The sequence below is a fragment of the Pantoea sp. DY-15 genome (genome assembly GCF_019795935.1).
In the GTDB taxonomy this organism is placed as follows: Bacteria; Pseudomonadota; Gammaproteobacteria; order Enterobacterales; family Enterobacteriaceae; genus Pantoea; species Pantoea leporis.
This window is the reverse complement of the sequence record NZ_JAIMIF010000002.1, coordinates 804,075-821,741: the sequence shown is the minus strand read 5'-3', so window position 1 is coordinate 821,741 and position 17,667 is coordinate 804,075. Positions and strand designations below refer to the sequence as shown.

The following is a 17,667-nucleotide window of genomic DNA, read 5'->3' as shown; positions in this document are numbered from 1 at the left end:
GAGGTGAAGTATGGCTGGCGGTTGGTCAGAAGACGGTGCGGTGCACAAACAAATTGATGCCACGGTAGATGATGCGGTGGCCCGCGCTCGTGAAAATCTCGGGCATGGTGAAAGTGCTGAATTTTGCGACGAGTGCGGCGAACCGATCCCGGAAGCGCGTCGCGCAGCATTGGCTGGCGTGCGTTACTGCGTGAATTGCCAGAGCAAGATCGATAAAAAACAGGCGGCGATCAGCGGTTATAACCGCCGCGGAAGTAAGGATAGTCAGTTGAGATAGTTATTTAAATTAGCAATTCAGGTTAATGGATATTTTAAAATTTCATTTGCACTCGTTACTTTTAATTAGAATTACCATTAATCTGAAGCAAGACCATTCGCATATCTCCCGATTTTTCAAAGTTAAATACTGCAGCACTATTGCTGAAGCCGAAAGAAGAGCCTAATTTTACAAACTTTATGGCTTAAATTTCACCTTGAGCAACTTGAGTTTAGCCAGTAATGCTGATAAGTTAGCCACACAACTCAACCCTGTACGCAGCGATTCAGTTCGCTGGCCGTTAGGGTGAAAAAACCGGCTCAGGCCGGTTTTTTCGTATCTTAAGGAAGGATAAGAGTGCGTACTGCAATATTCATTGATGGATACAATGTATTTTATGGACTCCTTGCAGGTACGCCTTATAAATGGCTCAACTTGTCATTGCTGCTGTCGCATATATGCCGGGTACAGGATCCGACTGCCATAATTGAAACAATAAATTATTATACCTCCTCGGTTATTCCCCACCTCGCCACACGCGGTATTGAATCCCGACACGCTCAGGATACTTATATTCGCGCGCTGAAAACGACCGGAATAAATATCTTCACCGGACGTCATCGACTTGAGCACGCTCGGGCTCCACGTTTCATTAGTAAAAAACTACCCGCATCACGTCTGGATAAGGTAGATATCTGGGAGCTGGAAGAGAAAGAAACCGACGTGAATATTGCCATCAGCATGTATCGTTTGTTTGCTAAACAGCAGACGTTGCCAATAGAAGAGAGGATCGCGCAGCTGGTGTTAGTATCGGCTGACACCGACATGACGCCAGCACTTAAGGCGATTCGCGAAGATTTTCCCGACATTCGTATCGGGATCATTTTGCCGCACCGCCAGGGCAACGTACGTGGTGTTCCGGGTTCACTGCAGAATCATAGTCACTGGATACGCAGAACGATCACCAATGAAGAGCTTGATGCATGCCAGTTTCCTGTTCGGGTTGCAACGCATAAAAAACCTGCGGTTAAACCCGAATATTGGTAAGCATCAAAACCACGCCATTTAATGCGCCTCGCGGTAAATGGCATAGCTCACGATGTTCTCCGTCGTAGCCTATTTCATATCGAAACGTAATGCGGGAACGGTTACTGATAAATCATTCAGTTCAACGTCCTGCGTCAGGCTAAATCCTATCAGCTCTCATCAGCGCTTAAACCTGCATTAAGCGGCCTCAACCGTCTGACAAATCTCCAGAATGGCCAGCAGATAAATGCGCACCATATCGAGGAATTCACTGATTTCAACGCGCTCATCCGGCATGGTGTTGTATTTGCCGCCTGGCCCACAGACGATCCCTTCCATGCCCGCATGCTGATAGAGATGTGCCGCATCGGTGCCGAAGAACGCCGGAGGCGTGATCACGCCGGTGGGCTGTTCGGTGCCGCGCACGGTTTTCCAGCCGCGATTCACCGCTTTGACGATGGCGGACTTCGGTGACACTTCGAACGGTAACATGGTGGGTTTATCACGGATGCCATCATCATAAAGTTCAGCTTTCAGGCCCGGATAGCGTTGGCATAAGGTGTTCAGCAGCGTCTGCAGATCGGCGAGCACACCTTCCACCGTTTGTCCTGGCGCGAAACGTGCCGAGCCTTTTAAGCGCACAAAGTCAGCCACCTGCGGCGGTCGCCACTCTTCCAGATCGCGGCCTAACGCGCCATGCACGGTACCGATATGCCCACGATTAATCTTGCGATGCTCAGCGGTTTTCGCGCCGCTAAAGGTCATGCCGTTAATCTGCGGGATCAGCTCGACGGCGGCGCTGATCGCATCCACCGCTTCTTCCCGTTTTGACAGATGCCGCGTATCGCCAGTGAGCTCAATAGTAAACATCAGCGAACCGGCGTGCATGGTCAGCGCTTGCAGATCGGTGGGTTCGGCATTGATGAAGTAGTCGGCGCGCACACCTTGCTCAATCGCCGCCAGCGTACCAATGCCGCCCTGCAACTCACCCACCACATAGGTCAAAATCACATCGCCTTTTAGCTTTATACCGGCATCAATCAACGTTTTTAACGCGCAAAAATAGGCGGCATCGCCCGCTTTCATGTTCGAAACGCCAATACCGTAGATAAACTGTTCGTCGACTTTTCCTTCCCAGGGATCGACAGTCCAGCCTTCGGTGACCGGATTGGTATCCAGATGCCCGTTGAACAGCAGGCTATTGCCGCCGCCGCTGCCTGCCAATCGTCCGATGGCATTCAGCCTGTCGCCGGGCACGTTCTGCAGTTCGGTTTCCAGGCCCAGCTGCGCCATCTGCGCGGCCATGTATTTCGCCAATTCACGCTCGCCATCGGTGGCGCTGTAGCTTTTGTGCTGCACCATTTTTGCCAGGAATGAGAGGCAAAAATCGCGATCGATATGATGAATCAACTGTTCAGGCTTCATGTTTCTCTCGTCATGCAACGGACTTGGATAAGTCGGGAATATGCACCGCATCAAGCAGTGCACGGGTATAAGGATGTTGCGCCAGCGCCGTCATGTTGTCGCCGGGCAGCACTTCCACCACGTCACCGCGATACATTACGGCGACACGATGGGCGATTTGGCGAATCAGGTTGAGATCGTGGGTAATAAACAGATACGCGGTGCCGTAGCGGCGGCGCAGTTCCAGCAGCAGCTCGATAATGGTGGCCTGCACCGAGACGTCGAGCGCGGCGGTGATCTCGTCACAAATCACCAAATCCGGCGGATTGGCAAAGGCACGGGCGATTGCGACGCGCTGCTTCTGCCCGCCGGACAGTGCATGCGGATAACGCTGCGCAAACTCCGCCGGCAAACGCACTTCCTGCAGCAGGCGCGCGACCGCCTGCGCCTCGGTTTCACCTGCGGTTAAACCATACAACCGCAGTGGCCGTGCGATGATTTCGCCAATGGTCATGCGCGGATTCAGCGAGGCATCTGGATGCTGGAAAATCATCTGCACGCGGCGGCGATACTCTTTATCCATTTGCGCCCGGCCATGCAGCGCGTAGCCACAAAAGTCGAGCTCACCGCTGAACGGCACCAGGCCGGTAATGGCTTTACCGAGCGAGGATTTGCCGGAACCCGATTCGCCAACCACGCCGAGAATTTCTCCCTGATGCACGGTGAGCGCAACCGCATTGGCGGCGCGCGTGGTATTGCCTTCACGCTTCAGCAGACGATCAAGAAGACCTTGTTTGCCGTAATCGATGGTCAGCTGCTTCAGGCCGAGTAACGGTTGGTTGCCGGGCGCGTCCTGCACCAGCCGGTGCTGCGGATTGGGTACCGCCTCAATCAGCTTGCGCGTATAGGCGTTTTGCGGCGCGCTGAACAGGCTGCGCGTGTCGGCCTGTTCGACAATGCGTCCCTGTTCCAGCACACAGACGCGATTGGCCACTTTGGCCACCAACGCCAGATCGTGCGAGATGTAGAGCGACGCAACGCCGGTCTCTTCGCGCAAACGCTCATACAGATCGAGGATTTGCGCCGAACTGATCACATCCAGCGCGGTGGTTGGCTCATCAAAAATCATGCAGTCCGGCTGGCAGGCAAACGCGGTGGCGATCAGGATGCGCTGCTTCTCGCCACCCGACACCTGATGCGGATAGCGGCGCATCATGCGCGCCGGATTTTTAAGTTCAACGTCGTGCAGCAGCGATTCGCCCATCTCCTGCGCTTCACGCGCCGATAAACCTCGATGGCGGCGTAACACTTCGGTGACCTGCTCACCCAATGTCAGCGTGGGATTGAGCGAGGCGCTGGGATCCTGAAAAATCATGCCGAGTTTGGCACCGCGCAGCGCTGTCAGTTTGGCTGCGGGTAAAGTCAGCAGGCTCTCGCCGTTGAGACGAATATCGCCCTGCAGCTCGCGCGCATTGCCCGCCAGCCAGCGCATGATCGCCCAGCCGAGCGTGGTTTTGCCGGAACCCGATTCGCCCACCAGCCCCATCACTTCGCCGGGCATCACCTGCAGGTTGATGTCACGCAGTACCGGCAGTGCATGTCCTTTGGCTAACGCGTAATCGAGACTGTAATTTTCCACCGACAGCACCGGTGTAAGCTTGTCACTCATCAGTGGCTCCTTGGGTTGAGCACATCACGCAGCCCGTCACCCAGTAAATTAAACCCAATGGCGACCAATGCGATGGCGAGGCCCGGAATCATCATCATCCACGGCGCATTAAAGAAGTAAGCGCGCGCTTCAGAGACCATCAATCCCCATTCTGGCTCTGGCGGCTGCGCGCCCAACCCCAGAAAACTCAGGGTGGCAAACAGCATGATGGCGAAGGCAACGCGAATGGTGGCTTCCACGATGATCGGCGCCAGAATATTCGGCAGCATTTCTCGCAGAATGATGTAGCGCCCGGCTTCGCCGCGCGCGATGGCGGCGTTGATGTAATCCTGCTGGCGGGCGGCCAATGCCACGCTGCGCGAGATGCGCACCATGCCCGGCACAAAGGCGATAGTGATCGCCAGCACCGCGTTCATGCTGCTCTGCCCAAGCGTGCTGACAATCAGCAACGCAAACAGCAGGCTGGGAATCGCCATCACCGCATCCATGGTGCGCATCATGAACTCATCAAATTTGCCGCCCAGATAGGCGCTGGCGGTACCAAGCACCGAACCGATTGTCATCGCCAGCAGCGACAGTAGAATGGTTGAGCGTGCGCCCACCATTACGCGGCTGAAGATGTCGCGGCCCATCTGATCGGTACCAAACCAGTGTTCCGCGCTGGGCGGCTTATAGCGCGTCAGGATGGAGATCGATTCGGGATCAAAAGGCGCGACGTGCGCACCGCCCACCACCATCAGCAGCGCCAGCAAGATAATCAGCACGCCAGCGGCACCCTGCGGTGAACGCAGCAAACGTTTCAACATATCAGGCATAGGAGATCCGCTTATCGAGAGTGACATAGGCCAAATCAGCCAGGAGGTTCACCACTGAATAGGTCGCGGCGAGAATCATCACGCCAGCCTGAATGGTGGGCAGATCGCGCGCCTGCACGGCGACAATCAGTTCGCGGCCAATGCCGGGAATGGCGAAGATCTCCTCCACCACCACAATGCCGCCCAGCAGGTAACCAACATCCAGCGCCACAATAGTGATGGTCGGCAACAAGCCGTTGCGCAGCGCATGTCGCCAGAGAATGCGGCGACGCGATAAGCCCTTTAGCCACGCGGCGCGGATGTAATCGGTATGCAACACATCGACCATTTCTGAGCGCACCATGCGCGAGACGTGCGCCACCAGAATCAGCGCCACGGTCACCGAAGGTAGAATCAGGTGCTGGATCCCGCTGACGACGTTCTCACTGAGCGGCACATAGCCGGTGGCGGGCAAAATCTGCCAGACATCAGCAAACAGCAGCAGCACCAGCGTGGCGGTGACGAACTCCGGGAAGGAGATGCCGATATAGGAGATAACACTCACCAGCACATCGGCGGTTTTGCCACGGCGCACCGCCGCCCAGATGCCGAGGGGAATCGCGATGATCAGCATCAGAATTAAGGCGCACACCGCCAGCAGCAGCGAGCGTGATAATGCCGTCAGCAGCGTCGGCGCCACTTCAAGGCCATTGCGCATCGATACGCCAAAGTTGCCCTGCAGCGCCTGCGTCAGCCAATGCCAATATTGCTGCCATGCTGGGGCATCCAGCCCCAGACGTTCACGCACCGCCGCTAGCGCTTCCGGCGTGGCGTTTTGCCCCAGCAAGGTGACAGCCGCATCGGCCGGTAACAGTTGCGTGATGCCAAAAACCAGCAGCGACACCACTAACAAGGTGTAAACCATCAGCAGAAGGCGTTTAAGCAGATAACTTGCTGTCACGTTCGCTCCTTACACTGCGCGCTTCGGCGCTTTGTCGGTTAACCAGATATGGTCAAGACGGAATACCGCACCGCGCGGATGCAGATGATAGCCGCCGACATAATCACGGCTGGCGGCGAGCAGATCGAAGAAGGTCGGGATCACCGATGGCACTTCATCATGCATCAGCTGCTGGGCTTTGCCATACAGCGTGGTGCGCTGTGCTTCATCGCGTGTTTCACGCGCTGCGCCAACCGCTTTATCAAACTCCGCGTTGTTCCAGCGCGTTTCATTCCAGGATGCAGTTGAGGTGTAGAGCAGCGAGAACACCGCGTCTGGCGTCGGCTGCATGTTGTAGAAGCCAACGTAGAAATTTCCCTTTTTCCACACCTGATCGAGATAGGTGCTGTGCGCCATGGTTTGCACGTTGATACGGAAACCGCCCTGTTTCGCCATCTCGCGCAGGGCAATGCCCAGTTGCGTGCGGGTGGCCGGTTTGTCGGAAGCGATGAGTGTTAAATCGATACCGTTGGGATAACCGGCCTCCGCCAGCAGCGCTTTGGCTTTGCTGTAATCCACCGCTTTTTTCGCCAGGTTGGCGAAGAACGGATACGCGCCGTTAATCGGCGTGTCGTTGCCCGGTGAACCCAGGCCATCCGCCACGAAATCCATCGACGCCTGACGATCAACGCACAGTGCCAGCGCCTGACGTACCCGCACATCGTTAAACGGTTTTTGGTCGCAGCCCATGTTCACATTGAGGAACTGGCCGGAGGCCACGCGCAGCGGCAGCACGCCGGAAGATTTGGACAGGCGTGCGAACTCGCTCGACTGCGCGCTCAGCATCAGATCGGTGTCACCGGAGATCAGCGCGGAACTCTCCGCGATGCCATCGGGATAGACCACCACTTCTACGCCATCCAGATAGGGACGCGCCGGATCGTAGTAATGCGGATTGCGCTTCACCACAATTTTGCGTTCTGGATCGTAGGAGACCAGCTGGAAAGGACCGGCGCCGAACGAGGCTTTGCTCAGCTTGTCATACTGGCCTTGCGCGATGCTGGCGGGGATGATTTTCGCATCCGGATAAGCCAGCATCACCGGCAAATCGGCGTAAGGCGCATCGGTTTCAATCAAAACCGTGTTGGTATCTGGCGCGCTGACGGCGTTAATCGGCCCAATGTTATGCAGCGCTGGTGAGGCATTTTTCGGATCAAGCAGCGCCTGCAGGCTGGCGACCACATCGGCGGAAGTCAGCGCGGAACCGTCGCTGAACTTCAGGTTCGGGCGCAGGGTAAACGTCCACTGTTTAAGATCGGCGCTGGCCTGCCAGGATTGCGCCAAATCGGCTTCGGCTTTCATCTCCTGCGTCAGACGCGTTAAACCGCTGTACAGCAGTTCCGCCACCAGATATTCCGGGTTGACGCGCACCTGATGTGGATTTAACACGCCGACGGCTTGATCAACGCTGATACGCAGCACACCGCCTTTACGCGCCGTGCCGCCCGGCGTGGCGCTCGCCACCTGTGCGGCATGGGCCGAGAACGACCAGGGCAGCATCGCTGCGCCCGTCAGAGCGGTAGAACTGGCGATAAACTGTCTGCGGTTTAACCCTTTCATTGCGCACATCTTCTCTTCCTCGTGATTAGTTAATTACCCTGGGTTGGCTGAAAATCATCGGCGAGATACGCCAGAATGGACTGCGAAAGTGCGATCACATCTGCCAGCGTGGTGTACTCATCGGCGGCATGAATGCGGTTGTCAGGACGGGCGAGGCCGCCGAGTAAAATCTCCTGAATCCCGGTTTGCTGGACCCAGCCCATATCGGAACTGGTGGACGATCCCCAGGGCTTGAACTCGCTGGGTTGGAAGCCAAAACCCTGACTCAGCGCCGCCTGCCAGCGCGGCCAGTGCGGACCGTCCGGATTAGCGACCGGCGCCAGATGGCCAATCATTTGCAGCGTGACGTCGAGCGCGGGGCTGTCGCGCATCGCACTTTCCACACAGTGCGTCAGCTCCTGCCACACCGCGTCAAAGCGCTCTTCCGGCGCGTAGCGGCGGTTAATCAGCAGCTCAAACCGTTCCGGAATGGTTGATCCTTTGCTGCCGCCCTGCGCAGCGGCCAGCGTTAACAGTGACGTCAACGGTTTGCCGTGATAGTGCGGCGGAGAAGGCATCGCCGAGGTGCGTTGTTCCACCTCGAGCTTCAGCTGACAAAGCGCGTTCATCATTGGTAGCGCCGCTTCAATAGCATTAATGCCGTCAACCGGATCGCCGGAGTGCGCCGAACGTCCGGTGATAATCACTTTGAGATCGATGCTGCCAAAGCAACCGGCCCAGATGCGCGGCACCGCGCCGCCGTTGAAGCTGAGCAGGTGACCGGAGAAAAGCTGTTGTTCCGCCAGATAACGAATGCCGGGATACAAGCCGCCCTCTTCATCGCTACACAGCAGAAATACCGGATTAAAACGCAGCGGGATGGCCGCCGCCTGTGCCGCGCGCACTGCCGCCATCGCGGCAACAATGGTGCCTTTCATGTCTGCCGCGCCGCGCCCAAACAGCTTGCCTTCTGCTGCGGTCAGCGTAAGCGCCGGAAAACGCCAGCCATCGCCGGCGGGCACGGTATCGGTGTGGAAATAGAGATTGCAGTTTTCAGCGGCACCGGCATCAAGCGATGCCAGCAAATTGACACGTTCACCGTACGCGCTGCCGTCCGGTGCCTGCCATAAATGTTCCGGCACGGAGACGCGCGCAAAATGAAAATCCAGCGGTGTTAACAAGTGCGTCATCACGTCAGCAAATGCGCCATAACCGTTGCCCGGCGGGAAGCAGGTATCCACCTCCAGCATCTGTTTGAGGTCATCCGTCATTTGCGCGCCGTCATGAGCAATCATCGCTAATGCGTTGTTAAACCGTGGATTTTGCGTCATAGGATTATCGTCTGTTGTATTTCTATATAGTTTATAGATAATGCAATTCAACGACTGAGGTCAATCGGTAATCGGAAACATGCAAAAAAACTATGACGCGAACCACGCTCAACCTTTCGCCAGACTCAGCGAAGGTGAAGGTGCGCCGCTGTACGAAGTGGTCAAGCGCCATATCAGCGAATCGATCCTGCAAGGTGAACTGCCCGCAGGCACGATTTTGCCGAGTGAAAATAGCCTGGCGGCGAAGTTTGGTGTGTCGGTGGGCACAGTGCGCAAAGCGCTGGCGGCGCTGACCACGGAAGGCATGCTGATGCGACGCCGCAAAACCGGCACCGTGGTAACCGGCTGGGCGCCGCTGCACAATCTCAGCCACTTTTTCCAGTATTTTCGCCTGCATGATAAAACCGGCGGATTGCTGCAATCCGATACCCGATTACTGGATTATCAGCTGAGTCTTGCCAGCGCCGACGAAGCAGAGAAACTGCAAATTGGTCAGGGCGATGAAGTGATCCGGCTGAAGCGTTTGCGTCGCGTGAAGGGCATCGCCGCGATGCATGAAACGCTGGTGTTGCCCTCGGCGCGTTTGGCCGATTTTCCACCCGCCGAGCAGTTACCGCCGCTGCTCTATCGCTATTTGTTTGAACGCTACGACCTGCGCGTCGCCGCCGTGCGTGAACAAATTACCGCCACGCTGGCAAATGAAGAGGATGCGACGCTACTAGAACTGAGTCTGCCGCACGCCGTGATGGTGATTGATGAAGTGTCGTTTGATCAAAGTGCCCTGCCGGTAATTTTGGCGCACCACCGTTTTAGTACCGAACACTTTATGTATGTGAATGAGATCCGCTAAGCGCGCGGCATGAACCGCCATCTGAGTCGGGTTAAACAGCGCAGATGCGCCGGGTTTCTGGCTGTTTCGGGAAAATGTTCTAAGCTATTTAGGTAGTTAAAACTTATTCCACTGAAAGGAACTCATCACGATGAAAAAAACAGTACTGGCAACGGCATTTCTTGGCACTTTTATGGCAATGACATTGACCGCTTGCTCTTCAAATCAGGCGATTAAGACCACCGACGGACGCACGATTGTGACGTCTGGTAAGCCGCAAATCGACAGTGACACGGGCCTTGTTTCTTACAAGGATGCGCAAACCGGTAAAACTGAGCAGATCAATCGCGACAAGATTACCAACATGAGCGAACTGGATAATTAATATCCTTTTAACAGCCTGGAGAGACTAATGAAAAAATCAATTTTGCTTTCTATTACTGCGCTTATTGCCCTGTCCGCTTTAACCGGATGCACGCGTACCTCGTACGCTATCCACACCAATGATGGACGCACCATCGTCACCGATGGCAAACCACAGGATGCTGAAACCGGCCTGCTGGGTTACGTCGATGCCAATGGCGTGAAGCAGCAAATCAATAAAAGTGATGTGAAAGAGATTTCTGAAGTTCCGCATAAATAATCTTTCTCACTCAAGCCGCCCGCTGTAATGGATTTCCTTACAGCGGTGCGGGCTTAAACGCCATTCAAATCTTAAAACGTATAGGTCACCGCCGCTGTTGCGGTCAGCTGATTCTGCCTGAACACAATGGGACTGTCCGCCGCGTGATCGTCCAGCCACGTGTAGCCCGCACTTAACGCGCCGCCCCAGTGCTGGGTAAACTGATGACTCCATGTCAGGTCGGTTTCTACCCCATAAAATCCCGCTGCCGGTGAATAAGTCGCATAGCCACTTTTCACGCTTTGACGCGCACTGACGCCGTACCATGTTTGCATGTAACGCGCATCCCCAAACAGCGCGGAGGTCTGCAAGGAAAGGCTATCCTGCTGGCTTTGCAGCGGAATTAACGTTACCGAGGTGCGGTAATTCACGCCCTGACTGTCTGTCAGCGGCAGCACGGCTTTCGCTTCGAGGACCAGCCACGGCGAGACCGCCCAACCGGCCGCAATAGCGGTGTTGAGCGTGGCATTTATTGTGCCCATGCCACGCAGCTTGTCAGAACCGTCGCGCCAGCCGGAATCCTTGTCTGCCCTGCCCAGACCATATCCCAGCGAATGCTCCAGATACAGGCCGCTGTCGCTTTGCAGATCGTAGCCGACCCCCTTTTGCGAATCGACGAAAAAGGCGCCTTTTCTGGCCTGTAACATCGGCACCGCTTGCCAGCGTTGCTTGTCCGCGCCGCTGTATGTCGGCGTGGTCTGCGCGCCCACGCCAATCATCACGCCATCCTGCGCTGCGCTGTCATCAGCGCGGCTGCTGGCACTGATACTGACCAGTAACAAACAGCCACTGTACAGCGCCTTTTTTCTCGTTATCATCGTGTCACCTCAGTTACCCATCTGTTTTTAGCCCCTTGCCCGGGCGTTGCGTCACGGATTGGAGTATCCCGAAGCATTGTCAATAACGTGCCAGGGATTTATGAAGAAACTGTCAAGGTGAGCCATGAACAACAGACGAGTATTGGTTATTGAGGATGATGCAGACGCGGCAGACGTGCTGGAAGCCTATCTGCTACGTGAAGGATACGCCGTGGAGATTGCCGGCGATGGGCATAGCGGACTTGAGCGCGTTGAGAAGTGGAAACCCGATCTCATTCTGCTCGACATCATGTTGCCCGGCATGAACGGCACCGAGGTGCTGGCTGCCGTGCGACGCCGCGCGGACACGCCGGTAATTATGATTACCGCGATGACCGACACGCCCGACAGAATCGGCGCGCTGCGCTTAGGCGCGGATGACTACGTGGTGAAACCCTATCATCCGGGCGAAGTGGTGGCGCGCGTGCAGGCGGTGCTGCGCCGCAGCCGGGCGGCCGTTGCGGAGGATGAAGTGCTGCGCTGGCAGGCGCTTGAGGTTAATACCGCCGCGATGACTGCAATGGTCGCGCAGCCAGAGCAACAGCCAACACGCGTTGAACTCACGCCAACCGAATTTTCCCTGCTGGTGACCCTGATGCGAGCGCCGGTGCGCGCACTCAGCCGTCACTATCTGATCGAAACCTGCATGCCTGAAAGCGAGGCGCTGGAAAGGGTGATTGACACCCACGTCTACAACCTGCGTAAGAAGCTCGAAAACGCCGGTTTATCCGAGATATTACTTAACGTGCGCGGCGTGGGTTACAGGTTCAGACAGCCATGAAAAAGTCACCTCCTCAAACGCTATGGCGCTGGATCTGCGTGCGTATTTTGACGCTGGCCATCGTCACGGTGATTGCCGTCGCCGGCATTATGTTCCTGCGCTTTGCGCTGCAAAACCTGTGGATCATCCACCATATGCCGCCGGCGATGCGCCAGGAATTTCTGACGCTGCGTGCGCATCCGCAAACCAATCTGCCGCGCTTCCACGAGATCGTTGATGAACGCTGGGGCGTGCGCTACTCCGATCCTTCGGTGGGTGCCGCTGACTGGCTGATGGTGATCATCCTGATTTTCATCATTACGCCGTTTGTTGCCTTCACTGTTCTGCGCAACGCCCGCCCGCTGGCGTTGCAGTTTAGCCACCTGAAAAAAACCGCTGATCGGGTATCCGAAGGGCAGTTTGGTTCCGCCGCCACCATGGTAAAAAGCGCGCCGGCGGAGCTGTTGCACTTCGCACACGACTTTAATCGCATGAGCCAACAGCTGGCGCTCTACGATCGTGAACTACGCGCCTCGCACGTGGCGCTGGCACACGAACTCCGTTCGCCGCTGACGGCCGCCATTGGCCGGTTACAAGGTCTGCTGGATGGCGTGTTTCAGCCGGAACCGCAGCAGCTGGAGATGATCATGAAACAGCTGCGCCACATGAGCCGACTGATCGATGAGCTCCACCTGCTGTCGCTGGCCGACGCCGGACAACTCAAGTTGGATCTGCATGAGATCAACCCCGGAGAACTGGCGCGGGAGCGCGTGGCCTGGGTGCGACCGCAAGCCGAAGCCAGCGGCATGATCATCAGCGTGGCAGCAGACAGCACGCTCACCTGCCGCGCCGATCCCTTCCGCCTGGGTCAGGTGTTTAGCGTGTTAATTGAAAATGCGTTGCGCTATGGCAAGCCTGCGGGACAGTTGCAGATTACTGCCCGCGCGGTGCCGGGAGGCTGCAGCATCGAATTCAGGGATGATGGCCCCGGCGTGGCGCCTGAGTTTCTGCCCGAGATGTTTGAACGTTTCACGCGCGGTGAATCCTCGCGCGCGCGCCACTCAGGCGGCAGCGGGCTGGGCTTGTCGATCGCCCGCGCCATCTGCGCGGCGCATGGCGGCAGGATCAGCGCCAAACTACCCAAAGAGGGCGGCCTCAGCCTGGCGATTTTCCTGCCGGACGTCAGTCCGGCACCGTTTTAAGCGCTCTTGACAGGATCTTGACTCGCCGTACAACGAATCTCGACAGTTCGCCGTTTTAATGGCGCCAAATCCTTGTACGGAGTGGCGCCATGACTGACTCTTTCACCGGCCTGGTCAAACAGGCCGCCGACCATCTTATCGATGCACAACGCCTGATAACGTTGCTGCCATTGTTGCCCTGCATGGTGGCCATCGCCTTGTCGCTGACTGCCTGCGGGCCACGCGATCCCTTACCACCCGCGCCTCCCCGACCGGTAAAATTCATCACCGTGAAGCCCGCCCTGCAAGGGCAACAGGTGCAGATGACCGGCGACATTCATGCCCACGACGAAACATCATTGGGTTTCAGGCTGGATGGGCGGATTCTGACGCGCCCTGCCGAAGTGGGCGATCGTGTTGACGCCGGTCAGGTGCTGGCAACGTTAGAGAGCAGCACTACCGCCAATGCGTTACGCAGCGCGATGGCGGACACCGACAGCGCGCGGGCAGCTGAACGCGTTGCGGCGCTGAATCTACATCGTATGAAACAGTTGATGCCTTCCGGTGCGATTGCACGGGCGCAGCTCGACAGCGCGCAATCCGATTGGCAATCCGCTGCGGCGCACCTGCAAAGCAGCGAAGCCGCACTCAATAGCGCGCAGGAAAATCTACGCTGGACGCAGCTGACGGCTCCTTTTAGCGGCGTGATCACCGCCGTCAGCGCCTCTGCCGGACAGGTCGTGAGCACCGGTCAAACGGTGATGACACTGGCAAGCGGTGCGCGGCGGGATGTGGTTCTGGATGTGCCTTTCCCGGCAGCATTTTCCTCGCTCCCCAGCGATGCCTTTCGCGTAACTCTGCTCTCTTCACCGGCGATCACCGCGCAGGCGCATCTGCGCGATATCAGCCCGCAGGCCGACCCGCAAACGCGGACCTGGCGGGTTCGATTAACGCTAGACGATCCACCGCCAGCGATGCTGTTGGGCGCCAGCGTCAGCGTGGCACTACCGGAGAGCGATCCCCGCACCTTTATCCTTCCTGCATCCGTGCTGACGCGCCTGGCGGACAAACCAGCGGTGTTTGTGCTGGATGCGCAGCGCGGCAAGGTCACACGCCGCACGGTGGTGATTTCCCGCTTCACCGCCAGCGAAGTCTATATCGCCAGTGGTCTCACGGCAGGCGAAAGCGTGGTCACGGCAGGCGTCAGCACACTGCGCGATGGCGAAGCGGTTGCGCGGGGAGATGAGCAGCCATGAGTGAACCTTCCGCACGCGATAAATTCAATCTTTCCGCCTGGGCGCTGGCTCATCAACAGCTGATGGCTTTTCTGATGCTGATGATCCTTGGCGCTGGCGTGCTCAGCTATCAGGCGCTGCCGCGCAACGAAGATCCCGCCTTTACCATCAAAACCGCCGTGGTCTCCGCGCAGTGGCCCGGTGCCGATCTCGACGATACGGTGCAACTGCTGACTGAACCGCTGGAGAAAAAGCTGCAGGAAGTGCCCTATCTGGATTACGTGCAGAGCGAAACGCATCCCGGTAAAACCGTTATCTTTGTCAATCTGCGCGACAGCACGCCGCCCGGCAAAGTGCAGGACATCTGGTATCAGGTACGCAAGAAAATGCAGGATGTCAGCTCCGCGCTGCCTGCGGGCGTTGCGGCACCGGCGGTCAATGATGATTTTGACGATACTTTTGGCACGATTTACGGTTTTACTGCGGAAGGATTCAGCACGCGTGAACTGCGCGATCGCGTTGAGTCGATTCGCGATCGGCTGATGAGCGTACCGGATGTCGGCAAAATTGCGTTGCTCGGCGTGCAGGAGCAGCAGATTGTGGCGAGCTTCTCTCCGCGCACGCTCGCGGGAATGGGCCTGAGCCTGCAACAGGTCACCGATGCCTTGCAGGCGCAGAATGCCTTGTCACCCGCAGGCGTCATTCGCACCGACAGCGATAACATCGCGCTGCGCGTCAGCGGTGCCTTCAACTCGGAACAGAGCCTGCGCGCCGTGACGCTGCATATCAACGATCGCTACATTCCCCTGACCGATATCGTCACGCTGACGCGTGTGGCGGCGGAACCACCAACGCCGCTCTATCGCGTCAACGGTAAGCCAGCGATTGGGCTGGCGATCTCCATGGTGCCGACCGGCAATATGCTGGATTTTGGCCACGCGTTAACGGACAAAATGTCGCTGATTGCCAGCCAACTGCCGCACGGAATTGAGGTAACGAAAGTGGCGGATCAGTCGCGGGTGGTCAACGACGCGGTCAGCGGATTTGTGCGGGTGCTCGGTGAAGCCATCGTTATCGTGCTGGCCGTCTCTTTCGTCTCGCTCGGCCTGCGCGCCGGTTTAGTGGTGGCGGCGGCGATTCCTCTGGTGCTGGCGATGACCTTTACCGGCATGATGCTGGCGGGCATTGGGCTGCAACGCATTTCCCTTGGCGCGCTGATCATCGCGTTGGGGTTGTTGGTGGATGATGCGATGATCGCCGTGGAGACCATGGTCGCCCGACTCGAAGCCGGTGATTCCCGCTGGCGCGCCGCTACAGTAGCCTTTGAAACCACCGCATTTCCGATGCTCACCGGCACGCTGGTGATGATTGCCGGTTTCATTCCCGTCGGCTTCGCCGCGTCCGGCGCGGGGGAGTATTGCTACTCGCTGTTTGTGGTGGTGCTGATCTCGCTGCTCAGTTCATGGGTCGTTGCGGTGCTGTTCTCTCCGCTGACCGGCAGCTGGATCCTGTCATCAAGGCCAGGTAAACCGCACGCTGAGCCCGGTTGGTTGCTGCGCCTCTATCGCCGTCTGGTTTCACAGGTGTTACGCCATCGGGGCTTGACGCTCGGCCTGGCGGGCGCATCGCTGCTGCTAGCCATCTGGGGCATGAGCCACCTGCAGGGCGAGTTTTTCCCGGCATCCGATCGCCCGGAGCTGCTGGTCAGCCTCACGCTGCCGGCGAACGCCTCGCAGGCGCGCACCTTAAGCGTGGTAGAACAGCTCGAAGCGAAACTCAGCGGCAACACCAATATCGACCATTTCTCCTCCTATAGCGGCAGCGGCGCCGTGCGTTTTTATCTGCCGATGGACGTGCTGAACGATGATGAAAACATCGCCCAGCTGGTGGTGGTAGCCAAAAATCTGGCGGCGAGGGATCGGTTGAAAGCTGAACTCGATCGCCTGCTGGCACGCGATTTCAGCGATGTGGTGACGCGCGTATCGCCGCTGGAACTGGGTCCGCCGGTTGGCTGGCCGATCCGCTATCGCATCAGCGGGCCGCACTACGAGCGGGTGAAACAGTATGCGGAAAAGCTGGCCAGCATCCTCGGGCAATCCCGCGCGACGCGCAGCGTAAACCTGACAGCGGGCGAGCCGGAACGCGTCATCACCTTTGCGGTGAACCAAACCGCAGCCCGCGCGGCTGGCGTCTCTTCACAGGATATCGCGCAGCTGCTGAACCGCGTGTGGTCCGGTCAAAGCGTGACTACCGTGAGAGATCATAACCGGCTGGTTGATGTGCTGTTGCGCGCCAACGATGCTGACCGGCTGGATTTAACCAGCCTCGCTGCGCTGAAACTGACCACCGCGTCAGGCGCGAAGATTGCCATCGGCCAGGTTGCGACACTGCAGTGGGGATTGCAGGATCCGGTGATGTGGCGTCGCCAGGGTTTTCCCTATGTGGTGGTACAAACTGATGTAGCGGCGGGCATGCAAGCGGAGACCACATCCGCGCAGCTCAGCGCAGATGTCCAGCAGCTGCGTGCCGGATTAGCGCCGGGTTACACCCTTGATGAAGAGGGCACGGTTGCCGAATCGGATAAAGGTAACGGCTCAGTGTTTGCCGTTTTACCGGTAACGTTGTTTGTCATGCTGATACTGCTGATGGTGCAGCTGCAACGCGTATCGCGCATGTTGCTGGCATTGTCGATGGCGCCTTTTGGACTGCCTGGCATTGTTCTGGCGATGCTGCCCAGCGGCACGCCGATGGGATTTGTCGCCCTGCTCGGTATGATTGCGCTGGCTGGCATGATCATCCGCAACGCGGTGATCCTGATCATGGAAGCCGATAGCAATCTGCGTGCTGGCATGTCGCGCAACGATGCAGTAAGCCAAGCGGCTGAGCATCGTGCCCGCCCGATTCTTCTCACCGCCTGCGCCGCGATTTTAGGCATGATTCCCATCTCGCATCAGGTGTTTTGGGGGCCGATGGCCTACGCCATCATTGGTGGATTGCTGGTGGGAACGCTGATGACGCTGACGGTGTTGCCCGCTGCGCTCAGTCTGGTGATGCAGCGTGAATCAGCGTTTTCCGCCGAATGAAAAAGGGTTGGCTGGCATGGC

Annotated in this window: 16 protein-coding genes; 9 read left to right on the top strand and 7 right to left on the bottom strand. The window is 57.5% G+C overall.

Features of this window, described 5'->3' with window-relative positions:
- Positions 1 to 10: 10 nt before the first annotated feature.
- On the top strand, positions 11 to 277 hold the full coding sequence (locus tag K5Y32_RS12465) for a DksA/TraR family C4-type zinc finger protein (RefSeq protein WP_008110643.1): 267 nt from the start codon (positions 11 to 13) through the stop codon (positions 275 to 277).
- Positions 278 to 613: 336 nt separating this feature from the next.
- Entirely contained in the window at positions 614 to 1,303 is a 690-nt protein-coding gene (locus tag K5Y32_RS12460) for an NYN domain-containing protein (RefSeq protein ID WP_137387070.1), read from the top strand.
- A 177-nt stretch (positions 1,304 to 1,480) separates the two neighbouring features.
- Here K5Y32_RS12460 and K5Y32_RS12455 read toward each other — a convergent pair whose 3' ends face one another.
- Genes K5Y32_RS12455 through K5Y32_RS12430 form a run of 6 tightly spaced genes read right to left on the bottom strand, consistent with a single transcriptional unit; the run spans position 1,481 to position 9,019 of the window.
- A complete protein-coding gene (locus K5Y32_RS12455) occupies positions 1,481 to 2,707 on the bottom strand; it encodes a M20 family metallopeptidase (RefSeq protein WP_222184194.1) in 1,227 nt (408 codons plus the stop codon).
- A gap of 10 nt (positions 2,708 to 2,717) precedes the next feature.
- Entirely contained in the window at positions 2,718 to 4,355 is a 1,638-nt protein-coding gene (locus K5Y32_RS12450) for an ABC transporter ATP-binding protein (protein WP_222184184.1), read from the bottom strand.
- Positions 4,355 to 5,170 (bottom strand): ABC transporter permease, encoded by an 816-nt coding sequence (locus K5Y32_RS12445; RefSeq protein ID WP_222184182.1) that lies wholly within the window; start codon positions 5,168 to 5,170, stop codon positions 4,355 to 4,357. Before K5Y32_RS12445 ends, K5Y32_RS12450 begins: the two co-directional genes overlap by 1 nt.
- A complete protein-coding gene (locus K5Y32_RS12440) occupies positions 5,163 to 6,110 on the bottom strand; it encodes an ABC transporter permease (protein WP_222184180.1) in 948 nt (315 codons plus the stop codon). Before K5Y32_RS12440 ends, K5Y32_RS12445 begins: the two co-directional genes overlap by 8 nt.
- Positions 6,111 to 6,119: 9 nt before the next feature.
- A complete protein-coding gene (locus K5Y32_RS12435; protein WP_222184178.1) occupies positions 6,120 to 7,718 on the bottom strand; it encodes an ABC transporter substrate-binding protein in 1,599 nt (532 codons plus the stop codon).
- A gap of 20 nt (positions 7,719 to 7,738) precedes the next feature.
- Entirely contained in the window at positions 7,739 to 9,019 is a 1,281-nt protein-coding gene (locus K5Y32_RS12430) for a M20 family metallopeptidase (protein ID WP_222184176.1), read from the bottom strand.
- Between the two features lie 79 nt (positions 9,020 to 9,098).
- On the opposite strand from K5Y32_RS12430, the gene K5Y32_RS12425 reads away from it, so the two are divergent.
- From K5Y32_RS12425 to K5Y32_RS12415, 3 genes are all read left to right on the top strand, one after another.
- Positions 9,099 to 9,869, top strand: a complete 771-nt coding sequence (locus K5Y32_RS12425) for a GntR family transcriptional regulator (RefSeq protein WP_222184174.1) — start codon at positions 9,099 to 9,101, stop codon at positions 9,867 to 9,869.
- Between the two features lie 130 nt (positions 9,870 to 9,999).
- Positions 10,000 to 10,233 (top strand): YgdI/YgdR family lipoprotein, encoded by a 234-nt coding sequence (locus K5Y32_RS12420; protein WP_007885913.1) that lies wholly within the window; start codon positions 10,000 to 10,002, stop codon positions 10,231 to 10,233.
- A 27-nt stretch (positions 10,234 to 10,260) separates the two neighbouring features.
- On the top strand, positions 10,261 to 10,491 hold the full coding sequence (locus tag K5Y32_RS12415) for a YgdI/YgdR family lipoprotein (RefSeq protein ID WP_222184172.1): 231 nt from the start codon (positions 10,261 to 10,263) through the stop codon (positions 10,489 to 10,491).
- A gap of 71 nt (positions 10,492 to 10,562) precedes the next feature.
- Here K5Y32_RS12415 and K5Y32_RS12410 read toward each other — a convergent pair whose 3' ends face one another.
- Entirely contained in the window at positions 10,563 to 11,348 is a 786-nt protein-coding gene (locus K5Y32_RS12410) for a MipA/OmpV family protein (protein WP_222184170.1), read from the bottom strand.
- A 124-nt stretch (positions 11,349 to 11,472) separates the two neighbouring features.
- On the opposite strand from K5Y32_RS12410, the gene K5Y32_RS12405 reads away from it, so the two are divergent.
- From K5Y32_RS12405 to K5Y32_RS12390, 4 genes are all read left to right on the top strand, one after another.
- The gene (locus K5Y32_RS12405; RefSeq protein ID WP_101761262.1) at positions 11,473 to 12,168 is read left to right on the top strand and encodes a response regulator transcription factor; all 696 of its coding nucleotides are present in this window, start codon (positions 11,473 to 11,475) and stop codon (positions 12,166 to 12,168) included.
- A complete protein-coding gene (locus K5Y32_RS12400; protein ID WP_222184168.1) occupies positions 12,165 to 13,349 on the top strand; it encodes a cell wall metabolism sensor histidine kinase WalK in 1,185 nt (394 codons plus the stop codon). Before K5Y32_RS12405 ends, K5Y32_RS12400 begins: the two co-directional genes overlap by 4 nt.
- Before the next feature lie 89 nt (positions 13,350 to 13,438).
- Positions 13,439 to 14,584, top strand: a complete 1,146-nt coding sequence (locus tag K5Y32_RS12395; RefSeq protein ID WP_222184166.1) for an efflux RND transporter periplasmic adaptor subunit — start codon at positions 13,439 to 13,441, stop codon at positions 14,582 to 14,584.
- A complete protein-coding gene (locus K5Y32_RS12390; RefSeq protein ID WP_222184165.1) occupies positions 14,581 to 17,646 on the top strand; it encodes an efflux RND transporter permease subunit in 3,066 nt (1,021 codons plus the stop codon). Before K5Y32_RS12395 ends, K5Y32_RS12390 begins: the two co-directional genes overlap by 4 nt.
- Positions 17,647 to 17,667 lie beyond the last annotated feature (21 nt).